19 protein-coding genes are annotated in these 18,540 nt (G+C 74.5%); 11 read left to right on the top strand and 8 right to left on the bottom strand.

The window, feature by feature from the left end:
- Nucleotides 1-17 precede the first annotated feature (17 nt).
- Genes PV341_RS13930 through PV341_RS13895 form a run of 8 tightly spaced genes read left to right on the top strand, consistent with a single transcriptional unit; the run spans nucleotide 18 to nucleotide 5,202 of the window.
- The gene (locus PV341_RS13930; protein ID WP_500357918.1) at nucleotides 18-482 is read left to right on the top strand and encodes a Na+/H+ antiporter subunit E; all 465 of its coding nucleotides are present in this window, start codon (nucleotides 18-20) and stop codon (nucleotides 480-482) included.
- The gene (locus tag PV341_RS13925) at nucleotides 479-757 is read left to right on the top strand and encodes an MrpF/PhaF family protein (protein WP_500325075.1); all 279 of its coding nucleotides are present in this window, start codon (nucleotides 479-481) and stop codon (nucleotides 755-757) included. Before PV341_RS13930 ends, PV341_RS13925 begins: the two co-directional genes overlap by 4 nt.
- The gene (locus PV341_RS13920) at nucleotides 754-1,056 is read left to right on the top strand and encodes a monovalent cation/H(+) antiporter subunit G (RefSeq protein ID WP_500325077.1); all 303 of its coding nucleotides are present in this window, start codon (nucleotides 754-756) and stop codon (nucleotides 1,054-1,056) included. The genes PV341_RS13925 and PV341_RS13920 overlap by 4 nt, the downstream gene beginning before the upstream one ends.
- Nucleotides 1,053-1,325, top strand: coding sequence for a Na(+)/H(+) antiporter subunit B (locus PV341_RS13915; protein ID WP_500325078.1), 273 nt, complete (start codon nucleotides 1,053-1,055; stop codon nucleotides 1,323-1,325). Before PV341_RS13920 ends, PV341_RS13915 begins: the two co-directional genes overlap by 4 nt.
- Nucleotides 1,322-2,050: an MnhB domain-containing protein gene (locus PV341_RS13910; protein WP_500325080.1), complete on the top strand. Its 729-nt coding sequence runs from the start codon at nucleotides 1,322-1,324 to the stop codon at nucleotides 2,048-2,050. The genes PV341_RS13915 and PV341_RS13910 overlap by 4 nt, the downstream gene beginning before the upstream one ends.
- Nucleotides 2,047-2,391: a sodium:proton antiporter gene (locus tag PV341_RS13905; RefSeq protein WP_500325081.1), complete on the top strand. Its 345-nt coding sequence runs from the start codon at nucleotides 2,047-2,049 to the stop codon at nucleotides 2,389-2,391. The genes PV341_RS13910 and PV341_RS13905 overlap by 4 nt, the downstream gene beginning before the upstream one ends.
- 11 nt (nucleotides 2,392-2,402) lie before the next feature.
- Nucleotides 2,403-4,280 (top strand): complex I subunit 5 family protein, encoded by a 1,878-nt coding sequence (locus PV341_RS13900; protein ID WP_500357917.1) that lies wholly within the window; start codon nucleotides 2,403-2,405, stop codon nucleotides 4,278-4,280.
- Nucleotides 4,281-4,329: 49 nt separating this feature from the next.
- A complete protein-coding gene (locus tag PV341_RS13895) occupies nucleotides 4,330-5,202 on the top strand; it encodes a DMT family protein (RefSeq protein ID WP_500325085.1) in 873 nt (290 codons plus the stop codon).
- A 33-nt stretch (nucleotides 5,203-5,235) separates the two neighbouring features.
- Here PV341_RS13895 and PV341_RS13890 read toward each other — a convergent pair whose 3' ends face one another.
- Complete coding sequence (locus PV341_RS13890; protein WP_500325252.1) at nucleotides 5,236-7,650, bottom strand: phosphoketolase family protein; 2,415 nt, start codon at nucleotides 7,648-7,650, stop codon at nucleotides 5,236-5,238.
- A 236-nt stretch (nucleotides 7,651-7,886) separates the two neighbouring features.
- On the opposite strand from PV341_RS13890, the gene PV341_RS13885 reads away from it, so the two are divergent.
- Nucleotides 7,887-9,800, top strand: coding sequence for a PAS domain S-box protein (locus tag PV341_RS13885; RefSeq protein ID WP_500325087.1), 1,914 nt, complete (start codon nucleotides 7,887-7,889; stop codon nucleotides 9,798-9,800).
- Here PV341_RS13885 and PV341_RS13880 read toward each other — a convergent pair.
- Nucleotides 9,775-10,197, bottom strand: coding sequence for a VOC family protein (locus PV341_RS13880; protein ID WP_500325088.1), 423 nt, complete (start codon nucleotides 10,195-10,197; stop codon nucleotides 9,775-9,777). The two genes, PV341_RS13885 and PV341_RS13880, sit on opposite strands and share 26 nt — an antisense overlap.
- A 133-nt stretch (nucleotides 10,198-10,330) precedes the next feature.
- Between PV341_RS13880 and PV341_RS13875 the strand changes: the two genes are divergently transcribed.
- Entirely contained in the window at nucleotides 10,331-11,050 is a 720-nt protein-coding gene (locus PV341_RS13875) for a class I SAM-dependent methyltransferase (protein WP_499510480.1), read from the top strand.
- Nucleotides 11,051-11,057: 7 nt separating this feature from the next.
- Here PV341_RS13875 and PV341_RS13870 read toward each other — a convergent pair whose 3' ends face one another.
- The 5 genes from PV341_RS13870 to PV341_RS13850 all read right to left on the bottom strand — a co-directional run bounded on the left by PV341_RS13870 (nucleotide 11,058) and on the right by PV341_RS13850 (nucleotide 15,175).
- On the bottom strand, nucleotides 11,058-12,221 hold the full coding sequence (locus PV341_RS13870; RefSeq protein WP_500357916.1) for a lactate 2-monooxygenase: 1,164 nt from the start codon (nucleotides 12,219-12,221) through the stop codon (nucleotides 11,058-11,060).
- 68 nt (nucleotides 12,222-12,289) lie between these two features.
- Entirely contained in the window at nucleotides 12,290-12,826 is a 537-nt protein-coding gene (locus tag PV341_RS13865) for a DoxX family protein (RefSeq protein ID WP_500325092.1), read from the bottom strand.
- Between the two features lie 90 nt (nucleotides 12,827-12,916).
- Nucleotides 12,917-13,528, bottom strand: coding sequence for an NAD(P)-dependent oxidoreductase (locus PV341_RS13860; RefSeq protein WP_500325094.1), 612 nt, complete (start codon nucleotides 13,526-13,528; stop codon nucleotides 12,917-12,919).
- 1 nt (nucleotide 13,529) lies between these two features.
- The gene (locus tag PV341_RS13855; RefSeq protein ID WP_500325096.1) at nucleotides 13,530-14,249 is read right to left on the bottom strand and encodes a flavodoxin family protein; all 720 of its coding nucleotides are present in this window, start codon (nucleotides 14,247-14,249) and stop codon (nucleotides 13,530-13,532) included.
- A 50-nt stretch (nucleotides 14,250-14,299) separates the two neighbouring features.
- Nucleotides 14,300-15,175: an Fpg/Nei family DNA glycosylase gene (locus PV341_RS13850; protein WP_500325098.1), complete on the bottom strand. Its 876-nt coding sequence runs from the start codon at nucleotides 15,173-15,175 to the stop codon at nucleotides 14,300-14,302.
- A gap of 147 nt (nucleotides 15,176-15,322) precedes the next feature.
- On the opposite strand from PV341_RS13850, the gene PV341_RS13845 reads away from it, so the two are divergent.
- Entirely contained in the window at nucleotides 15,323-16,015 is a 693-nt protein-coding gene (locus PV341_RS13845; protein ID WP_500357915.1) for a hypothetical protein, read from the top strand.
- 50 nt (nucleotides 16,016-16,065) lie between these two features.
- Here the strand turns inward: PV341_RS13845 and PV341_RS13840 are convergent, their stop codons facing one another.
- Nucleotides 16,066-18,489 (bottom strand): SpoIIE family protein phosphatase, encoded by a 2,424-nt coding sequence (locus PV341_RS13840; protein WP_500357914.1) that lies wholly within the window; start codon nucleotides 18,487-18,489, stop codon nucleotides 16,066-16,068.
- Nucleotides 18,490-18,540 lie beyond the last annotated feature (51 nt).

Raw genomic sequence — 18,540 nt, 5'->3', positions numbered from 1 at the left:
GGATCCGGGAGGGCAGGATGGGGCGCACGGCGGCCGAGGTGACGGGGTGGCTGCTCGTGCTGCTCGCCCTGTACGTGGTGCTGATCGGGCCCGTCACGGTGCTGGAGGTCATCGTCGGCGCGGCCGGCGCGTTGCTGGCCGGCATCGCCGCGCACACCGTACGGAAGGCCGCGGACGCGGCGCCGGGCGGTGCGCGGTACGGGGCACGTGCGGTACGCGCCTGGCCGGGTGCGGTGCTCTCGGAGACCTGGCAACTGGCCGTGGCGGCCGTCGGCGGGCGAGCGCACCGCGGCGGCCTGCACACCCTGCGGCTGCCGGAGGGCGTCGGGGCGGGATGGGCGACGGCGATGCTGTCCGCCACCCCGGGCACCGTCGTGGTGGACGCCGACGACAGCGGCGAACGCGCCGTCACGGTGCACCGGTTGGGTGGCGGCGCGTCGGCGATGGAGCGGGCGCTGGGCGCCGAGGAGGTGCGGCGGTGAACGCGTGGCTGATCGCGGCCGGGGTGCTCATGAGCGCCGGGCTGGGCCCGTGCGCCTGGCTGGTGCTGCGCGGGGCGGCGCACGCCCGGCTGGCCGGGGTGAGCCTGGCGACGACGCTGGTGGCGGTGGTGCTCCTGCTGCTGGCCGAGGGCTTCGGGCGCACTTCGTACGGCGATCTCGCACTGGTACTGGCCGTACTGGGGCCGGTCGGGACGCTGGTGTTCACCCGGTTCCTGGCCGGGGAACCGCACGAGGGCGGCGGTGCGGCGACATGACGGTCCGTCACCTGCTGGCCCTGGCGCTGCTGGTCACGGGCTGCGCCGTGCTCCTGCTGTCCGCGGCGGCGCTGGTCCTGCTGCCCGGCCCCTACCGCCGGCTGCACGCCCTGTCCCCCGCTGGCGCGCTGGGCGCCCCGCTGGTGGCGCTGGCCCTGGCGGTGGAGACGGGGCCGGGGCGCGCCGCGCTGAAACTGCTGTTCATCGGCGTGCTGCTGGCAGCCGGCGGCACGGTGACCACGATGGCGCTCGGGCGGCTGACCGTACGCATGGACGAGCGCAGGGAGCCCGCCACGTGACGGGCACCGATGTGCTGGTGGTGATCGCGCTGCTGCTGGTGGCGGTGACGGCCACGGCGGCCGTGCTGACCCGCGACCCGGTCCGGCAGTCGGTCGTGCTGGCCTTCCTGGGCCTGGCGTTCGCGCTGCTGTTCACCGTGTTCCAGGCACCGGACGTGGCGCTGTCGCAGCTGGCCGTCGGCTCGGTGCTGACGCCGCTGCTGATCCTCCTCACCGTCCGCCGGGTCCGGCGGCCCGCGGCCAAGCGGACCGGGCGGGAGGGCCGGTGAGGCGCGGCGCGCGGATCCGGCTGTTCGCCGTCGCCGCGGCGGTGCTGTTCGCGGGCTGGGCGCTCGCCTGCGCCGGGCTGCCGCCGTTCGGCGGTGACGTCCACCCCTACGGCGACCGGGCGGTCGCCGCGGCGCTGACCCGGCACACCGCGAACGTGGTCTCCTCGGTCAACTTCGACCAGCGGGCCTTCGACACCCTCGGCGAGGAGTCCGTGCTGTTCGCGGCGGTCCTGGGGGCCACCGTGCTGCTGCGGCCGGCCCGTGACGAGCACAAGGTCGGCCCGGCGCCGCTGTCCGTGCTGCCGGCCACCCGGCTGTTCGGCGCGCTGCTGCTGCCGGTGACGCTGCTGACCGGCTGGTACGTCGTCGCGCACGGCCAGCTGAGCCCGGGCGGTGGCTTCCAGGGCGGCGTGGTGCTGGCCGCGGGCCTGCACCTGGCGTACGTGGCCGCCGACTACCGGGTGCTGGGCCGGGTGCGCCCGCTGGCCGTCCTGGAGGTGACGGACGCCCTCGCGGCGGCCGCGTTCACGGCGCTGGGCCTGGTGGGGCTCGCGGTGGCCGGCGCCTACCTGGCCAACACGCTGCCGCTGGGGACCTTCCGCGACCTGGCCTCCGGCGGGCTCGTACCGCTGATCAACGCCGCCGTCGGGGTGGAGGTGGGCTCGGGCGTCGTCGTCCTGCTCGCCGCCTTCCTCGACCAGGCCGTGGAGGTGACCGACAAGTGAGCGTGCTGCCCTACCTCGTGGCCGGCTGGGTCTTCCTGGCCGGGATGTACGGGCTGGTGACCAGCCGTGACCTGATCCAGGCCGTGGGCTGCCTGAGCGTCACCCAGTCGGGGACGTACGTGCTGCTGCTGGCCGTCGGCTACCGGCGCGGCGGCACCGCCCCCGTCTACTCCGACACCTCCGTGCGCACCCCGGTCGTCGACCCGGTCGTGCAGGCGATGACCCTGACCGACGTCGTGGTGGGGGCGGTGGTGACCGCGCTGCTGCTCAGCCTGGTCATCCAGCTGCGCAAGCGGCACGGCACCCTGGACCCGGAGTCGCTGACCGGACTGAAGGGCTGAGGGCGCCGACCGTGGGGCCGGACGCCCTGCTGCCGCTGGCCGTCGCCGTTCCGCTGCTCGGCGCGGTGCTGCTGGCCGTGTGCGGCAGATGGCTGCCGAGGCTGGGCTGCGACGTGCTGGCCACGGTCTGCGCGGCGGCGGAGGTCGTGGTCGTGGCGGCGCTGTGGGCGGGCACGGGCGACGGGCTGTCCGTGGCGTGGCTCGGCGGCTGGCGGCCGCAGGCCCCGGGCGGCCACGGCGTCGGCGTCGTCCTGGCCGCGGACCGGGTCGGCGGCGGGATGGCGCTGCTCGCCGCGGTGCTGGTGCTGGCGGTGGTGGTCTACTCGTGGCGCTACTACGCCGAGCCGGGCGGCGACCACGCGGGGAACTTCCCCGCCCTTCTGCTGCTCTTCGAGGCGGGCATGTGCGGCTTCGCCCTGACCGGCGACCTCTTCGACGCCTTCGTCTTCTTCGAGCTGATGGGCGTGGTCGCGTACGCCCTCACCGGGTACCGCATCGAGGATCCCCGCCCGCTGCAGGGCGCGCTGACCTTCGGCCTGGTCAACTCGCTGGGCGCGTACGCCTCCCTGATGGGCATCGGCCTGCTGTACGCGCGCACCGGCGAGCTGGGCTTCGCCGCGATCGGACGTGAACTGGCGCGGCACGGCGGGCCGGACGCCGTCGTGGTGTGCGGCTTCGTGCTGGTCGTGACGGGGCTGCTGGTGAAGGCCGCGACGGTCCCCTTCCACCTGTGGTTGCCCGACGCGCACGCCGTCGCCCCGACGCCGGTGTGCATGCTGCTGTCGGGGGTGATGGTCGAGCTGGGCGTCTACGGGGTCACGCGCGTCTACTGGGCGGTCTTCTCCGGTCCCGGCGGCATCCCCCCGCAGGCGCTGCGGGACACCCTGACGGCGTTCGGGGTGCTGACCGCTCTGGTGGGGGCGGTGATGTGCTGGCAACAGCGGCACCTGAAACGTCTGCTGGCCTTCTCCACCATCTCGCACGTGGGGCTGTTCCTGGTGGGCGTGGCCACGCTCACGCCGCTGGGCACCGCGGGCACCGCCGTGTACGTCGCGGGGCACGCCGGGGCCAAGGCCGCCCTGTTCGGCCTGACCGGGGTGCTACTGGACCGGTACGGCTCGGTCGACGAGCACGGGCTGCACGGCAGGGCCCGGGAACTGGTGCTGCCCGGCGCGCTGTTCCTGCTGGCCGGACTGGTGCTCGCGGGGCTGCCGCCCTTCGGCACCGGGCTGGGCAAGGCGCTGGCGGAGGACGCCGCTGCGCACTGGCTGGGGTGGCTGCCCGCCGCGTACCTCGTGGCCTCCGCGGTGACCGGCGGCGCCGTACTGCGCGCCGCGCTGCGGGTCTTCCACGGCGCAGGTCCCCGTCCTGCGTCCCACCCCTGGGAGCCGGAGACCAGTGGGGAGGGCGAGGAGCCCGAGATCCGCGGGCCGCGCCGTGTGCTGCCGGTGATGATGGTCACCGTCCCGGCGCTGCTGCTGCTCGGCTGCCTGGCGGTCGGCACGGTCCCCGCCGTGGGCGCCTCCCTCGCCCGTTCCGCCACGGTGTTCACCGACCACGCGGGGTACGCCGCCGCGACGCTCGGCCCGTCGCGGGCGGCCGGTCCTGCGCACGTGCCGCCCGCGGCCGGGTGGACGCCGGAGGGCGTGCTGCTGGGCCTGCTCTCCTCGGCCGCCGCCGCGGCCCTGGCCGCGGCCGCCGTGTGGGGCCCCGGTGCCTCCGGCGCCCTCGCGCGGCGTACCCGTACCGCCGCCGGCGCGGTGACCCGGACGGCCGTGGTGCCGCTGCGCCGGCTGCACTCGGGGCTGCCCGGGGACTCCGTCGCCTGGCTGACGGTCGGCGTCGCCGTGCTGCTCGTCGCCTTCGGCGCGCAGGCAGGCGGGGGATGACGCGTGGCGGTCGCACCGGCCGCCCGCCTCCGGCCGTTACGGTCCGTGCATGGGACCGGGTATCGCCTTCGCTCTGTGTGCCGCCGTCCTGATGGGGACGGCGACGGTGATACAGGCCATGGGCGCGCGCCGGGCCGCCGCGGGCTCGCCCGGGGCGCCGTGCTCGGGCGCGCGGACGCTGCTGGCGGCACTGCGGTGCTGGCCGTTCGTCGCGGGTGTCGGGATGGACGCACTGGGCTTCGCGGCGGAGCTGGTCGCGCTGCGGTCCCTGGCGCTGTTCGTGGTCGAGGCGGCGCTGGCGTCCTCCCTCGCGGTCACCGCGGTCGTGGCGGCGGTGCTGCTGAAGGTGCGGTTGCGTGCGGCGGAGTGGACAGCGGTCGGCGCGGTGTGCGTCGGGCTCGCGGTGCTGGCGGTCTCCGCGGGCCGGGACGGCGGGGGCGAGGGGGACCTGCGGCTGCGGCTGGCGATCCTCGTCACGGCGGTCGTGCTGGCGGTCGCCGGCCGGATCGTGGACCGCCGTGCGACGCGGAGCAGGGCGGCGGTGCTCGGCGCCGTGGCGGGGCTCGGCTTCGGCGTCGTGGCGGTCGCGGTGCGGATGCTGGTCGGGTTCGAAGTGGGCGAACTGCTCGCGGACCCGGCGACGTACGCCGTCGTCATCTCGGGGATCACCGGCTTCGTCTTCCTCGTGGACGCCCTCCAGGCGGGCTCGGTGACCGCCGCGACGGCGGCGATGGTCATCACCGAGTCCCTGTGGCCCGCGCTGTTCGGGGTGGTGTGGCTGGGGGACTCCACGCGGCACGACCGGGCCCCGCTCGCCGTGCTCGGCTTCGTGCTCTCGATCGCGGGGGCACTGGCCCTGGCACGGTTCGGGGAGGCGGAGCAGGAGGCGCCGCCCGCGTCGGCCGCGGGCGGCGCGCCGTGAAGGACGGCTGACGGTCGCCTGCCGGTCAGCCGCTCACCGCCCCGGCCAGGTCCAGTCGGTGACCTCGGGCAGGTCCACGCCGTGCTCGCGGATCCACGCGTGGTGCCGCAGCCGGGCGTCCTCCATCAGCTGGCGTACCGGCGCGGCCCGCACCGCGAGCCCCGGCACGCGGTCGATGACGTCCATGACCAGCCGGAAGCGGTCGAGGTCGTTGCGGACGACCATGTCGAAGGGCGTGGTCGTGGTGCCGATCTCCTTGTAGCCGCGCACGTGCAGGTGGGCGTGGCCGGTGCGGCGGTAGGCGAGCCGGTGGATGAGCCACGGGTAGCCGTGGTAGGCGAAGATCACCGGCTTGTCGCGGGTGAAGAGCGCGTCGTACTCCGGGTCCGCCATGCCGTGCGGATGCTCGTCCTTGGGCACCAGCCGCGCGAGGTCGACCACGTTGACCACCCGTACGGCCAGCTCGGGCAGATGACGGCGGATCAGCGAGGCGGCGGCCAGCACCTCCTGGGTGGGGACATCCCCCGCGCAGGCGAGGACGACGTCCGGTTCACGGGTGCCGTCCTCGGTGCCCGCCCACTGCCAGACCCCGGCGCCGCGGGCGCAGTGGGCGCGGGCGGCGTCGAGGTCGAGCCAGTCGAAGCAGGGCTGCTTGCCGGCGACGACCACGTTGACGTAGTCGCGGCTGTGCAGCACGTGCTCGGCGGTCGACAGCAGGGTGTTGGCGTCCGGCGGCAGGTAGACCCGCACGACCTCGGGCGCCTTGTTGAGGATGTGGTCGATGAAGCCGGGGTCCTGGTGTGAGAAGCCGTTGTGGTCCTGCCGCCACACGTGCGAGGTCAGCAGGTAGTTCAGGGAGGCGATGGGGCGGCGCCAGGGCAGCGCCCGCGTGGTGCGCAGCCACTTGACGTGCTGGTTCACCATCGAGTCGACGATGTGGACGAAGGCCTCGTAGCAGGAGAACAGCCCGTGCCTGCCGGTGAGGAGGTAGCCCTCCAGCCAGCCCTGGCAGGTGTGCTCGGACAGGATCTCCATGACGCGGCCGTGCCGGTCCAGGTGTTCGTCGACGGGGAGGACCTCGGCCTGCCAGGCCTTGCCGCTGGCCTCGTAGACCGCCTGGAGCCGGTTGGAGGCGGTCTCGTCGGGGCCGACGAGCCGGAAGTCGCGGCGCTCGGTGGTGTCGGCCATGACGCGTTCCAGCAGGTCGCCGAGGACCCGCGTGGGCTCGTGCAGGGTCACGCCCGGCTTGTCGACCTCGACAGCGAACCGCTCCAGGGGCGGCACGGGCAGGTCGCGCAGCAGCAGCCCGCCGTTGGCGTACGGGGTGGCGCCGAGCCGCAGGTCGCCCTCGGGGACGCAGGCCAGCACCTGGGAGGTGGGCGCGCCGTGCTCGTCGAACAGCTCCTGCGGGCGGTACGAGCGCATCCACTGCTCGAGCTGGCGCAGGTGCTGGGGGTTGTCGCGGACCGCGGCCATCGGCACCTGGTGGGCGCGCCACGTGCCCTCCACGGGCAGGCCGTCGACCTCGGCCGGGCCGGTCCACCCCTTGGGCGTGCGCAGCACGATCACGGGCCAGCGCGGGCGCCCGCTCTCCCCGCCCTCGCGGGCGGCGGCCTGGATCTGCGCGATGCGGTCCAGGGCGGTGTCCATCGCCTCGGCCATCGCGGCGTGGACGGCCATCGGGTCGTCCCCGGTGACGTGCAGCGGCTCGTGTCCGTAGCCGCGCAGCAGTTCGTCGAGCTCGCCCTCCGGGATGCGGGCCAGCACGGTCGGGTTGGCGATCTTGTAACCGTTCAGGTGCAGCACGGGCAGGACGGCGCCGTCGTGGACGGGGTCGAGGAACTTGTTGGAGTGCCAGGACGCGGCGAGCGGCCCCGTCTCGGCCTCGCCGTCGCCGATGACGCAGGTGACGACGAGTTCGGGGTGGTCGAAGGCGGCACCGTAGGCGTGCGAGAGCGAGTAGCCCAGCTCACCGCCCTCGTGGATCGAGCCGGGGGTCTCCGGCGCGACGTGGCTCGGCACGCCCCCGGGGAAGGAGAACTGCCGGAACAGCCGGTCCATGCCCGCGGCGTCACGGGGGACGTCCGGGTAGGTCTGCGAGTAGGTACCCTCCAGCCACGCGTTCGCCAGGACGGCCGGGCCGCCGTGCCCCGGGCCCCAGACGGCGAGCTCCCGCTGCCCGCGGGCCTTGATCACCCGGTTGAGGTGGGTGTACACGAGGTTCAGGCCGGGCGAGGTGCCCCAGTGGCCGAGCAGCCGTGGTTTCACGTGTTCGGGGCGGAGCGGTTCGGCCAGGAGCGGATTGCCCATCAGGTAGATCTGGCCGACGGCCAGGTAGTTCGCGGCGCGCCAATGGGCGTCGAGGGCACGGAGCTCCTCGTCGTGCATGGCTTCCTCCGAAACGTCGGGTACGGGAGACCTCTCCTTCCCAGACTCGGCACTCCCGATGACGGTCCGCTAGGGCCGGATGGGGCCTCTTGCGGTGGTCCGGACGCCGACGGGATGTCCGACACGGGCCGTGATCTGGAGTGCGCGTGCCGCAGGAGGGGGCAGGGAAGATCGCGGATTGAGCGGATTCGGGCGAACCGGACCGGTTTCGGCGCATCCCCGGCACGGCCCGCCGCCAGGCCCTACGGTCCCGGAATCGGCCCCGAACGGACGCCCGGATGGACAGGGGGACCACGATGCACGAGACCAGGACCGACATGCCGGCCCCGGCGGTCGGCGACCCGGCCGCCGAGGAGATGTTCCGCGCGCTGCTGGAGGCGGCCCCGGACGCGATGGTCATCGTGGACGGCACCGGTGTCATCAGACTGGTCAACGCCCAGACCGAGTCCCTGTTCGGCCACACCCGGCAGGAACTGCTGGGCCGTCCCGTCGAGGTGCTGGTCCCCGATCGCTTCCGCGGCCACCACCCCGCCTACCGGCACGGCTACGCGGACAACCAGCAGGTACGGCCGATGGGCGCCGGGCTGGAGCTGTACGGGCTGCGCAAGGATGGCCGGGAGTTCCCCGTCGAGATCAGCCTGAGTCCGCTGCAGACCGCCGACGGCCTGCTGATCTCCGCGGCGGTGCGCGACGTCAGCGAGCGCAAGGCCGCCGAGGAGCGCATCAACGAGCTGGCGGTGCTCGTCGAGTCGTCCCAGGACGCGATCCTCGCCAAGACCCTCGACGGCCGCATCACCTACTGGAACGCCGCGGCACAGCGGCTGTACGGCTACGCGGCGGAGGAGGCCATCGGCCGGCACGTGTCCATGCTGGCCCCGGCGCACCTGAAGGAGGAGATCGCGACCCTGCTGCAGCGGCTCGGCCGGGGCGAGCGGGTGGAGCACTTCGAGACGCTGCGGGTGACGAGCACCGGGCGGCTGCTGGACGTGGACGTGACCCTCTGGCCGATCCGCGACCGCGACGGGGCCATCGTGGGCGCCTGCTCCATCGTGCGCGACATCGCCGACCTCAAGCGTGCCGAGGAGGAGCTGACGGAGCTGTACCGGCAGCAGCGGCACATCGCGCTGACCCTGCAGCGCAGCCTCATGGGGTCACCGGCCGAGCCGCCCGGCATGCGCACCGCCAGCCGCTACTTCCCGGCCACCCAGGGCGCGGGCGTCGGCGGTGACTGGTTCGACCTCATCCCGCTGGGCGGCGGTCAGGTGGGCGTGCTCATCGGCGATGTGATGGGGCGTGGCCTGGAGGCCGCCGCGGTGATGGGGCAGTTGCGTTCGGCGGCCCGCGCGCTGGCCAAGACCGGGATACCCCCGCGGCAGTTGATGCAGGCGCTCGACGCCTTCGTCACCGACCTGCCCGACCAGCTCGTCACCTGCTGCTACCTGGTGGTGGACCCGGACGCGGGCGAGGTGACGGTCTGCTCGGCGGGCCATCTGCCGGTGCTGCTGGTGGATCCCGGCCCCGGGGCCGCCGTGCGCGAGCTGCCCGCGCCGATCAGCGTGCCGCTCGGCGTCGGCGACGTGCCGCACCAGCAGGTGTGCCTGCCCGTCCCCGCCGGGTCGACGCTCGTGCTGTACACCGACGGGCTGGTCGAGACGCCGCGCTCCGACATCGACGCACAGCTGCGCCGGCTCGGCACGGAACTGCGCACCGCCTTCGCCCGCTCCCCCGGGCTGGAGGAGGCCGCCGACATGGTGCTCGCCTCGCTCCGCCCCGACGCCGACGGCCACGCCGACGACGTCACCCTGCTGCTCGCCCGGCTGCCCGAGGCTCCGCTCGCCGCGACCACCATGGAGGTGACGGCCGTCCCCTCGGCGGTCGCCGAGGGGCGCGGCTTCGTCCGCGAGACCCTGGCGCAGTGGGGCTGCGAGGAGATCGCGGACGCCGCCTGCCTGCTGGCCTCGGAAGTCCTCACCAACGCCGTGCGGCACGCCCAGGGGCCGTTGCGGCTGCGGCTGCACCGTACCGACCGGGAGATCACCGTCGAGGTCACCGACCACAGCACGCACATCCCGCAGCGCCGTCCGGCCGAACTCGGCGACGAGTCGGGGCGCGGTCTGCTGCTGGTGGAGGCCCTGGCCACGGGCTGGGGCACCCGGCCGTCCAGCGACGGCAAGACGGTCTGGTTCACCCTCCTGCTGGTGCACCGGTGACGCTGCGGCCGGCGCCTCCGGTCGGCCCGGCCGTCTCCACGAAGTGGGGGTTGTACATCACGCCGAGCAGGTTGCCGAAGGGATCGAGGGCCGCGCCGGCGACGAAGCCGTGGCCGTGGTCGCGCGGTGCCTCGTGCGGGCGGGCGCCCAGGGCGATCAGGCGCTCCCAGACCGTCTCGAGGTCGTCGACGTGCCAGTAGGCGACGACGCCGGCGGGCGCGGAGGGCGTGCGGGAGACGCCCAGCTCCTGGCTGTGGTCGCCGAGGCGGAACTCGATGTAGTCCGGGGTGTCGAAGTAGGGCTCGATGCCCAGCAGTTCGGTGTACCACGCCTTGGCGGCCGCGAGGTCCTGTGCGTGGTAGCGGATGGTGGCCAGGCCACGGAACGTCGTCGTCATACCGTCATGCTCGCCTGCCTTGCGGTCAGTTCCGGTCCGCATGGCGCGGGACGGGGCCCGGACGGCGGTGCGGGCACCGCCCCGGCCGCGCGCCGCTGGTCCCGGCCCGCGGGCCGTCCGTAGCATCGGGTCCATGGCAACCCTGTGGGAGCTCATGCGCGACTGCATCCCCGACGACCACGCCCGCCAGGTCACGTCGCGCTTCTACCTCGACGAGGCCATGACCTCCGCCCAGGCACCGGACCAGGTGGTGGACCTCGGCTGCGGCCGCGGCACCTCGGCCGCGCGCTTCCGCCGGCACAACCCGAAGGTGCGCTGGGTGGGCGTCGACATCGGCGACTCCCCCGAGGCGCGGCAGCGCACCGCCGGCGGGGACCCGGTCGTCCACTACGACGGCGTCCGGCTGCCCTTCCGCACCGGCGCCGTCCCGCTGATCTACTCGCACCAGGTGTTCGAGCACGTCTCCCGTCCGCGGGAGCTGCTGGCCGAGATCGGCCGCGTGCTGCGACCGGGCGCGGTCTTCATCGGCAGCACCTCGCAGTTCGAGCCGTACCACTCCTTCAGCCTCTGGAACTACACGCCCTACGGTTTCCGGGTGCTGGTCGAGGAGGCCGGGCTCGCCCTGGAGGAGATCCGGCCCTCCCTGGACGGGGTCACCCTCATCATGCGCTCGTACCACGGCCGGCCGCCCGAGTACGGCCGGTACTGGGACGAGGCGTCGCCCCTGAACGCCGAGATCGACACCTGGGCGCAGCGGACGAAGCGCGGCGCCGCCCTGGCGAACCTCCGCAAGCTCACCTACTGCGGGCAGTTCGCCTTCCGCGTCCGCAAGCCGGCCGGCGCCCCCGCCTGACGCCCGGTCACGACCCCGGGGAGAGCGCCTGCGGACCCAGGTCCCCCGGACGGGAGTGGCCCGACAGGGCGAGGGTGAGGTCGAACTCGGCGAGCAGGCAGCGGATGACGTGCTCGACGCCCGCCTGGCCGTCGAGGCCGAGGCCGTAGGCGTAGGGGCGGCCGACGAGGACGGCGTCGGCACCGAGGGCGAGCGCCTTGAGGACGTCGTCGCCGGTGCGGATGCCGCTGTCGAAGAGGACGGCGAGGCGGTCGCCGACGGCACGGGCCACGCCCGGCAGGGTCTCGGCGGCGCCGATCGCGCCGCCCACCTGGCGGCCGCCGTGGTTGGAGACGACGACGCCGTCCATGCCGGCGTCGGCGGCCAGACGGGCGTCGTCGGGGTGCTGCACGCCCTTGAGGACGATGGGCCCGTCCCAGTTCTCGCGCAGGAAGGCGAGGTCGGGCCAGGTCTTGCCGGGGTCGGCGAACATGCCGACGAAGTGCAGGACGGCCGCGTTCAGGTCCTCCTCGACGGGCTTGGCGAGGCCCGCGAGGAAGGCCGGGTCGGTAAAGTAGTTGGCGGTGCCGATGCCCTTGAGGAAGGGCAGGTACGCCTGGTCCAGGTCGCGGGGGCGCCAGGCGAGCATCGGGGTATCGAGGGTGACCAGCAGCGCGGTGTAGCCGGCGGCCCTGGCACGGCCCAGGAAGCTCCGCGTGACCTCGCGGTCCTTGGCCCAGTACAGCTGGAACCAGCGTTCCGCGTCGCCCATCGCCTCGGCGACCTCCTCCATGGGCGTGCTGGACGCCGAGGAGAGCACGAAGGGCACCCCTTGCACGGCGGCGGCACGGGCGGCCGCGCGCTCGGCGTCGGGGTGCACGATCGACAGCACGCCGACCGGGCCCAGCGCGAGCGGGGCGCTCAGCGTGCGGCCGAGGACCTCCACCGTCAGGTCGCGCGCGGACACGTCGCGCAGCATGCGCGGCACGATCCGCAGCCGGTCCAGGGCCTCCCGGTTGGCACGTTCCGTGCGTCCGCTGCCCGCGCTGCCGGCGACGTAGCCGAAGGGGCCGGGCGCCAGGCGCTCGGCGGCCAGTTCCTCCAGCCGCGTCAGGTCGGTGGGGAGCGCGGGCAGCACGCCCGCGAGCCCGTTGAGGTAGATCTCGTACTGGTGGTCCGCCCGGTCGCCCATCCCTGTCCCGTCTCTCGGTGCCGAGAGCAGGACTGTGTCAGGACCGGACCGCCGCGTCCACCGTCCGGTCAGGGCTGCGGCAGTTCGGCCGCCATGTCGGCGCGTACGGCGGCGTTGCGGCGGGAGATCACCACCGCCGCGGCGACGGCACTGGCCGCGAAGCAGGCCACGACCGTCCAGGGGCAGTCCAGCACGTCGCCGGTCAGATGGTCCAGGGAGTAGCGGCCGGGCCCGGCGATCCCGATCGCGGCGGCCGTGAAGCCGAGGAAGGCCGGGTGCTCGAAGCCGCCCGAGGCGGAGAAGAAACCGGCCGGCAGGTGCACGGAGACGGCTCCGGCCATCCCCCCGGCGGCGGCCGCGCCCGCGGCCGGGGTGGCCAGGCCGAGCGCCAGCAGGGCGCCGCCGCCGGCCTCGGCGAGGCCCGAGGCGAGCGCGCTGCGCCGGCCGGGCCGGAAGCCCATGGACTCCATCGCCTCGCCCGTGCCCTCCAGGCCGTGGCCGCCGAACCAGCCGAAGAGCTTCTGGGCGCCGTGCGCGAAGAGCACCGAGCCGGTCCCGAGGCGCAGCGCGAGCAGTCCGAGGTCCTTGCGGCGGTTGGTGGGCATGGCGGGGTCCTTCCGGGGCGGTGCGGGCGCGTACGGCCAGTCTCGGCGCCCGCCGCGGGGGGCGCCGCCCGCGGTGGGCCGTCCGGGCGGTCAGGAGCTGATGGCCACGGCCCGCCGTACGCAGTCCTCGGAGCCCAGGGCGCGGAGCATGAAGTCGGCGACGTCGGCCCGGCTGACCCGGGAGGCGAGACCGAGCCGCAGGTCGGATCCGGTGCGGTAGACGCCGGAGTAGCGGCCGCCGGTGACGACGGCGGGCCGCACGATCGTCCACAGGTCGCCCTCGGCGCGGATCAGCTCCTCCTGACGGTCCTTGTCCCGCATGATGGCCGGGATGACCAGCGAGGTCGCGGCCCGGTACACACCGCGCCGGCCGGGTCCCGACCCGTACGCGCCGACGGCCACCAGCCGCCGTACGCCGAGCGCCCGCATGGCGGGGAGGATGCGCCGCATCCCGTCGGCGCAGACCGTCTCGCCGCGTGGGGAGCGGGTGCCGAGGGCGCTGAGCACCCCGTCGGCGCCCGCGATCACACGGCCGACGGCCTCGGGGTCCCGGACGTCGCCGGGTACGACCGTCAGCCGTTCGTGCGGAGGGAGCCCGGCGGGGTCGCGGGCCAGGGCGGTCACGTGGTGGCCCGCGTCGAGCGCCTGCGCCACGAGTTCGCGTCCCACGTGGCCGGTGGCTCCGAAGATCGCGATGCGCATGTCAGCGGTGCTCCGGGTTCGCGAAGTCGGGGCGGCAGCCGGCGTCCCAGGCGCTCCGCTGGTTGCCGTGGCCCGGGATGCCGCCGGAGCGCTTGAGCAGGGCGGCCAGGTGCATCAGGTTCCAGGTCATGAAGGCGAGGTTCCGGTTGGTGAAGTCGTTCTCCGGGCCGCCGGAGCCCGGGTCGAGGTAGGAGGGCCCGGGGCCGGCCTCGCCGATCCAGCCGGCGTCGGCCTGCGGCGGGATGGTGTAGCCGAGGTGCTGGAGGCTGTAGAGCAGGTTCATGGCGCAGTGCTTGACGCCGTCCTCGTTGCCCGTGATGAGGCAGCCGCCGACCCGGCCGTAGTAGGCGTACTGGCCGCGGTCGTTGAGCAGGCTGGAGCAGGCGTAGAGCCGTTCGACGACACGCTTGGTGACGGAGGAGTTGTCGCCGAGCCAGATCGGGCCGCACAGGACGAGGATGTCGGCGGCCAGCACCTTCTCGTACAGGGCGGGCCAGGCGTCGGTCCGCCAGCCGTGCTCGGTCATGTCGGGCCAGACGCCGGTGGCGATGTCCTCGTCGACGGCGCGGACGACCTCGGTGCGGACCCCCTGCGCCTCCATCAGGGCGCGGCTTCGGTCGATGAGCCCCCCGGTGTTGCTGACCTCGGGGCAGCGTTTCAGCGTGCAGTTGAGGAACAGCGCACCCAGGTCGTCATAGCGGTACCCGGTGGAATCGGACATGGCGCACCCTTTCGGTCACCAGTCATCCTGGGTCACCGTCCGCCGGGCGGCTACTTCAGCAGCCGCGACATCCTCCGGTCGGCGAGCGGCTTCCCGCCGGTCTGGCAGGTGGGGCAGTACTGCAGGGAGGAGTCGCTGAAGGAGACCTCGCGGATCGTGTCGCCGCAGACGGGGCACGGTTCGCCGGTGCGCCCGTGCACCCGCAGCCCGGTCTTCTTCTCGCCCTTCAGGTCTCCCGCGGCCAGGCCGCGGGAGCGTTCGACGGCGTCCCGGAGGGTGGTGAGCAGCGCTTCGTACAACCGGCTGACCTCCTCCGCGGAGAGGTTCGCGGCGAGCGCGTACGGCGACATCCTGGCGGCGTGCAGCACCTCGTCCGAATAGGCGTTGCCGACACCGGCGATGACGCCCTGGTCGCGCAGGACGCCCTTGATGCGGCGGCGTTCACCGGAGAGCAGGGCCGCGAAGACCTCGAGGGTGAAGGCGGCATCGAGCGGTTCGGGGCCGAGGCGGGCGATGCCGGGGACGTCCGCGAGGTCCCGGACGCAGTGGACGGCGAGCCGCTTCTGCGTCCCCGCCTCCGTCAGGTCGAAGCCGGCGCCCTCCGGTTCCGCCATCAGCAGCCGCAGTGCCAGCGGGCCCTTGCCGGGGCGGGGCGGGGTCGTGGGCAGGTCGTCCTTCCAGCGCAGCCAGCCGCCCCGGGCCAGGTGGACGGCGAGGTACGGGGCCGCGCCCTCGTCGGTGGTGAAGACCAGGAACTTGCCGCGGCGCCCGACGGAGGTCACGGTGCGCCCGTGCAGCGCGTCCAGCGGGGGGTCGTAGGTCTTCAGGACGCTCACCGCCACCGGCAGCACCCGGGCGATGGCGTGGCCGGCCATGCGGCCGGTGAGGAAACCGGCCAGGGCTTCGACTTCGGGCAGCTCCGGCATGCGACCAGTGTGCGCCCCGGGGCGGCGGGGTGCGAGCGGCGACGGAGCGGTTCCGCCCGGTTTCGGCGCCAATACCGCACGATGAACAGACAGTTGGATCTTCGGGAGAACTGGACATCGGGCCGCCGGATGTGAATGATCGCAGCCATGGCCGATTCTCTCCCCCTGCCCGCCGAGGCACCGAGCCACCCCGACCCGGGTGCGCTGGACCCCACCGAGGTGATACCCCGGCCGCAGCCGGTGGAGGCGGGTGAGGCCGCGGAGGTCAAGGTCATCAGCGGAGAGGTCGTCGGGGGCCGCCACCGTGGGCAGCGCGGCGGTCCCGGCCGCGGCTCGCTGGGCACCGCCGTGCTGACGGCGACCGGCGCCATCGCGGGACTGTCCATGCTCATGCCGCACGGCGGCTCCGGCGACGTCGCGGAAGCCGCCCAGGGGCCGGCCAGGGCCGTACCGGACGGGTCCGTCGAGGACGCCATGGTGCCGACCGCCGCGGGCGCGGCCGTCTCCGCCGAGACCACGAAGGCCGACACGGCGGTCACGAAGGCCGCGTCGACGGGCACGGGTACGGGTACGGGTACGGGCACCGCGGCGAGCACCGGTACGCACGACACCGCGCGGCCGGACGCTCCGGGCGACGCCCCGGCCCCGGGCCGCCACGCCCGCGTCAGCGGCACCTGGGACAGCGAGGACTGGCAGGAGGCCGTGGCCCGCACCATCGCCGCGCACCGCTCGGGCGAGCAGGGTCACCTCGGCGGCCGGCACCGCACCGGCGGCGGCACCGACTGGCACGGCGGCCAGTGGAACGGCGGCCGGCAGGGCGACTGGTCCCGCGGCGGCTGACGTCGCTTCAGGGGCGGTTCGGCCGACGGGGATGACGCTGCGTCAGGGAGTCAGACCAATTCCTGCTCGGCCCAGATCGTCTTGCCGGTGGGCGTCTGCCGGGATCCCCAGCGCTGGGTGAACTGGGCGACGAGCAGCAGCCCGCGGCCGCCCTCGTCGAAGATCCGGGCACGGCGCAGGTGCGGGGCGGTGCTGCTGGTGTCGGAGACCTCGCAGATCAAGGTGGCGTCGCGGATCAGCCGGACCTGGATCGGGCCGCCGCCGGCGTAGCGGATCGCGTTGGTGACCAGTTCACTGACGACCAGTTCGGTGATGAACACGGCCTCCCCCAGCCCCCACTCGCGGAGTTGCTCCGCGGCCGTCCTGCGCGCCTGCCCGACGACGGCCGGGTCGTCGGGCAGCTCCCAGGTGGCGACCTGGTGGGCGTCGAGGGCGCGGGTCCGGGCGACCAGCAGGGCGATGTCGTCGCAGGGCCGGTCCGGCAGCAGCCCGTACAGCACGTTGTCGCAGAGTTCGTCCAGGCTCCCGGCCGGCCGGGTGAGCGTCCGGGCGAGCAGCGCGAGCCCCGCGTCGACGTCGTGCCCGGCCGATTCGATCAGGCCGTCCGTGTACAGGGCCAGCAGGCTGCCCTCGGGCAGGTCCAGCTCCGCCGACTCGAAGGGCAGCCCGCCCAGCCCCAGCGGCGGCCCCGCCGGCAGGTCGGGGAAGTCGGCCCGGCCGCCGGGCAGGACCACGGCGGGCAGCGGGTGGCCGGCGCGTGCCATGGTGCAGCGCCGGGTGACGGGGTCGTAGACCGCGTACAGGCAGGTGGCGCCGACCTCCCCGTAGAACTGGTCCGAGCCGCCCTCGATGCCCTGCCCCTGCTCCATGTCGAGGCGTACCACCAGGTCGTCGAGCTGGGTGAGGAGTTCGTCGGGCGCCAGGTCGACGTCGGCGAGGGTCCGCACGGCGGTGCGCAGCCGTCCCATCGTCGCCGAGGCGTGCACCCCGTGGCCGACGACGTCGCCCACCACGAGCGCCACCCGGGCGCCGCTGAGCGGGATCACGTCGAACCAGTCGCCGCCCACGCCCGCCCGGGAGCCGGCCGGCAGGTAGCGGGAGGCGACCTCGACGGCGGCCTGCCGCGGGGAGTGCTGGGGGAGCATGCTGCGCTGCAGGGTGAGGGCGGTGGCCCGTTCCCTGGAGTAGCGGCGGGCGTTGTCCACGCAGACGGCGGCCCGGGCGGCGATCTCCTCGGCGAGCAGCAGGTCGTCGGCGTGGAAGGGGTCGAGGGTGCGGTGCCGGATGAAGATCGCCAGTCCGAGGGTCGCGCCCCGGGCGCGCAGCGGCACGACCATCAGCGAGTGCACGCCGTAGTCGACGACGCTCCTGCCGCGGGCGCGGTCGTACTCCGTCCAGCGCCGGATCTCCGGCTCATGGGTGCGGTGCAGCGACCCCCGCCCGGTGACCAGGGCGCAGGCGGCCGGCGAGTGCTCGGGCACCATGTCCAGCTCCCCGACCTGGGCGGCGGCCTCGGGGCAGCCGGGCAGCACGGACTGCTGGGCGACGCGGCGGAAGGCGAGGGCGCCCGCGGCCGGCAGCGGGCCGGGTTCCTCACCGCGGACGACGGAGTCCAGCAGGTCGACGCTGACCATGTCGGCGAACCGCCGTACGGAGACGTCGGCGAGTTCCTGCGCGGTGCGGGTGATGTCCAGGGTGGTGCCGATGCAGGTGCTCGCCTCGTTGACGATGTCCAGCCGGCGCCGGGCGTGGAACTGCTCGGTCGTCTCGTAGACCGCGGCGGACACCCCGGTGACCTGTCCCGACCCGTCCTTGAGCGGGAAGACCAGCATCGCGTACGCGTGGTCGCGGTCGTCGCCGGGCGGGCGGCCGAGGCTCTCCAGGCGCGCGGTCGCGCCGGTCTGCATCACCTCCTCCTGGACGCGGTCGAACTCCTCGAAGGCCGCGCCGGGCATGAACTCGCGCAGCCGCTGCCCGCGGACCTCCTCCACGCTCCTGCCGACCAGGCGCTCCATCGCCGCGTTGGCGGTGCTGAGCCGTACCTCGCGGTCGTAGACGGCGACGGCGACCGGGAGCTGGGCGAGGACCCCGGCGTCCGGTTCCGGTCGCCCGGGGGCGGTCGCGGCCGCGGTGACGGCCCAGTGCGCGGTGCCCGACGCGTCGCTGAGGAGGCGCAGCCCCAGCCGGACCGGCACGTCCCCGCCGTCGCGGTGGCGCAGGACGACGGGGCCCGCCCAGGCGCGTCCGGCGGCGATGCGGCGCAGTGCGGCGAAGGGCAGCGGCGCGGCGAGCAGGGTGCCGGCGGGCCGGCCGAGCACCTCGGCGGACGACCAGCCGAGCAGCCGGCAGGCGTCCTCGCCCCAGGCGGTCAGCACCCCCGTGTCACCGGCAGCGACGGCAGCGGCCGCGGGCGGCGTCAGCCCGTGGCGCTCCTTCCCTCCCCCGTGCTCCCCGTGGCCGGTGCGCCTTCCCATGGGTACGTCCTCGTCCTCACGGCCGTTCCCCCTCAGCATGGTCCCCCGCCG

Source organism: Streptomyces sp. PA03-1a, assembly GCF_033792805.1.
Classification (GTDB): Bacteria; Actinomycetota; Actinomycetes; order Streptomycetales; family Streptomycetaceae; genus Actinacidiphila.
The sequence above is the reverse complement of the archived record's forward strand: the minus strand, read 5'-3'. Positions and strand labels throughout refer to the sequence as shown.

Excerpts from the sequence above, each read along its gene's own strand:
- PV341_RS13930 (WP_500357918.1), top strand. The coding sequence starts at position 18 with ATGGGGCGCACGGCGGCCGAGGTGACGGGGTGGCTGCTCGTGCTGCTC.
- PV341_RS13920 (WP_500325077.1), top strand. The coding sequence starts at position 754 with ATGACGGTCCGTCACCTGCTGGCCCTGGCGCTGCTGGTCACGGGCTGC.
- PV341_RS13895 (WP_500325085.1), top strand. The coding sequence starts at position 4,330 with ATGGGACCGGGTATCGCCTTCGCTCTGTGTGCCGCCGTCCTGATGGGG.
- PV341_RS13885 (WP_500325087.1), top strand. The coding sequence starts at position 7,887 with ATGCACGAGACCAGGACCGACATGCCGGCCCCGGCGGTCGGCGACCCG.
- PV341_RS13880 (WP_500325088.1), bottom strand. The coding sequence starts at position 10,197 with ATGACGACGACGTTCCGTGGCCTGGCCACCATCCGCTACCACGCACAG.
- PV341_RS13875 (WP_499510480.1), top strand. The coding sequence starts at position 10,331 with ATGGCAACCCTGTGGGAGCTCATGCGCGACTGCATCCCCGACGACCAC.
- PV341_RS13870 (WP_500357916.1), bottom strand. The coding sequence starts at position 12,221 with ATGGGCGACCGGGCGGACCACCAGTACGAGATCTACCTCAACGGGCTC.
- PV341_RS13865 (WP_500325092.1), bottom strand. The coding sequence starts at position 12,826 with ATGCCCACCAACCGCCGCAAGGACCTCGGACTGCTCGCGCTGCGCCTC.
- PV341_RS13860 (WP_500325094.1), bottom strand. The coding sequence starts at position 13,528 with ATGCGCATCGCGATCTTCGGAGCCACCGGCCACGTGGGACGCGAACTC.
- PV341_RS13855 (WP_500325096.1), bottom strand. The coding sequence starts at position 14,249 with ATGTCCGATTCCACCGGGTACCGCTATGACGACCTGGGTGCGCTGTTC.
- PV341_RS13850 (WP_500325098.1), bottom strand. The coding sequence starts at position 15,175 with ATGCCGGAGCTGCCCGAAGTCGAAGCCCTGGCCGGTTTCCTCACCGGC.
- PV341_RS13845 (WP_500357915.1), top strand. The coding sequence starts at position 15,323 with ATGGCCGATTCTCTCCCCCTGCCCGCCGAGGCACCGAGCCACCCCGAC.
- PV341_RS13840 (WP_500357914.1), bottom strand. The coding sequence starts at position 18,489 with ATGGGAAGGCGCACCGGCCACGGGGAGCACGGGGGAGGGAAGGAGCGC.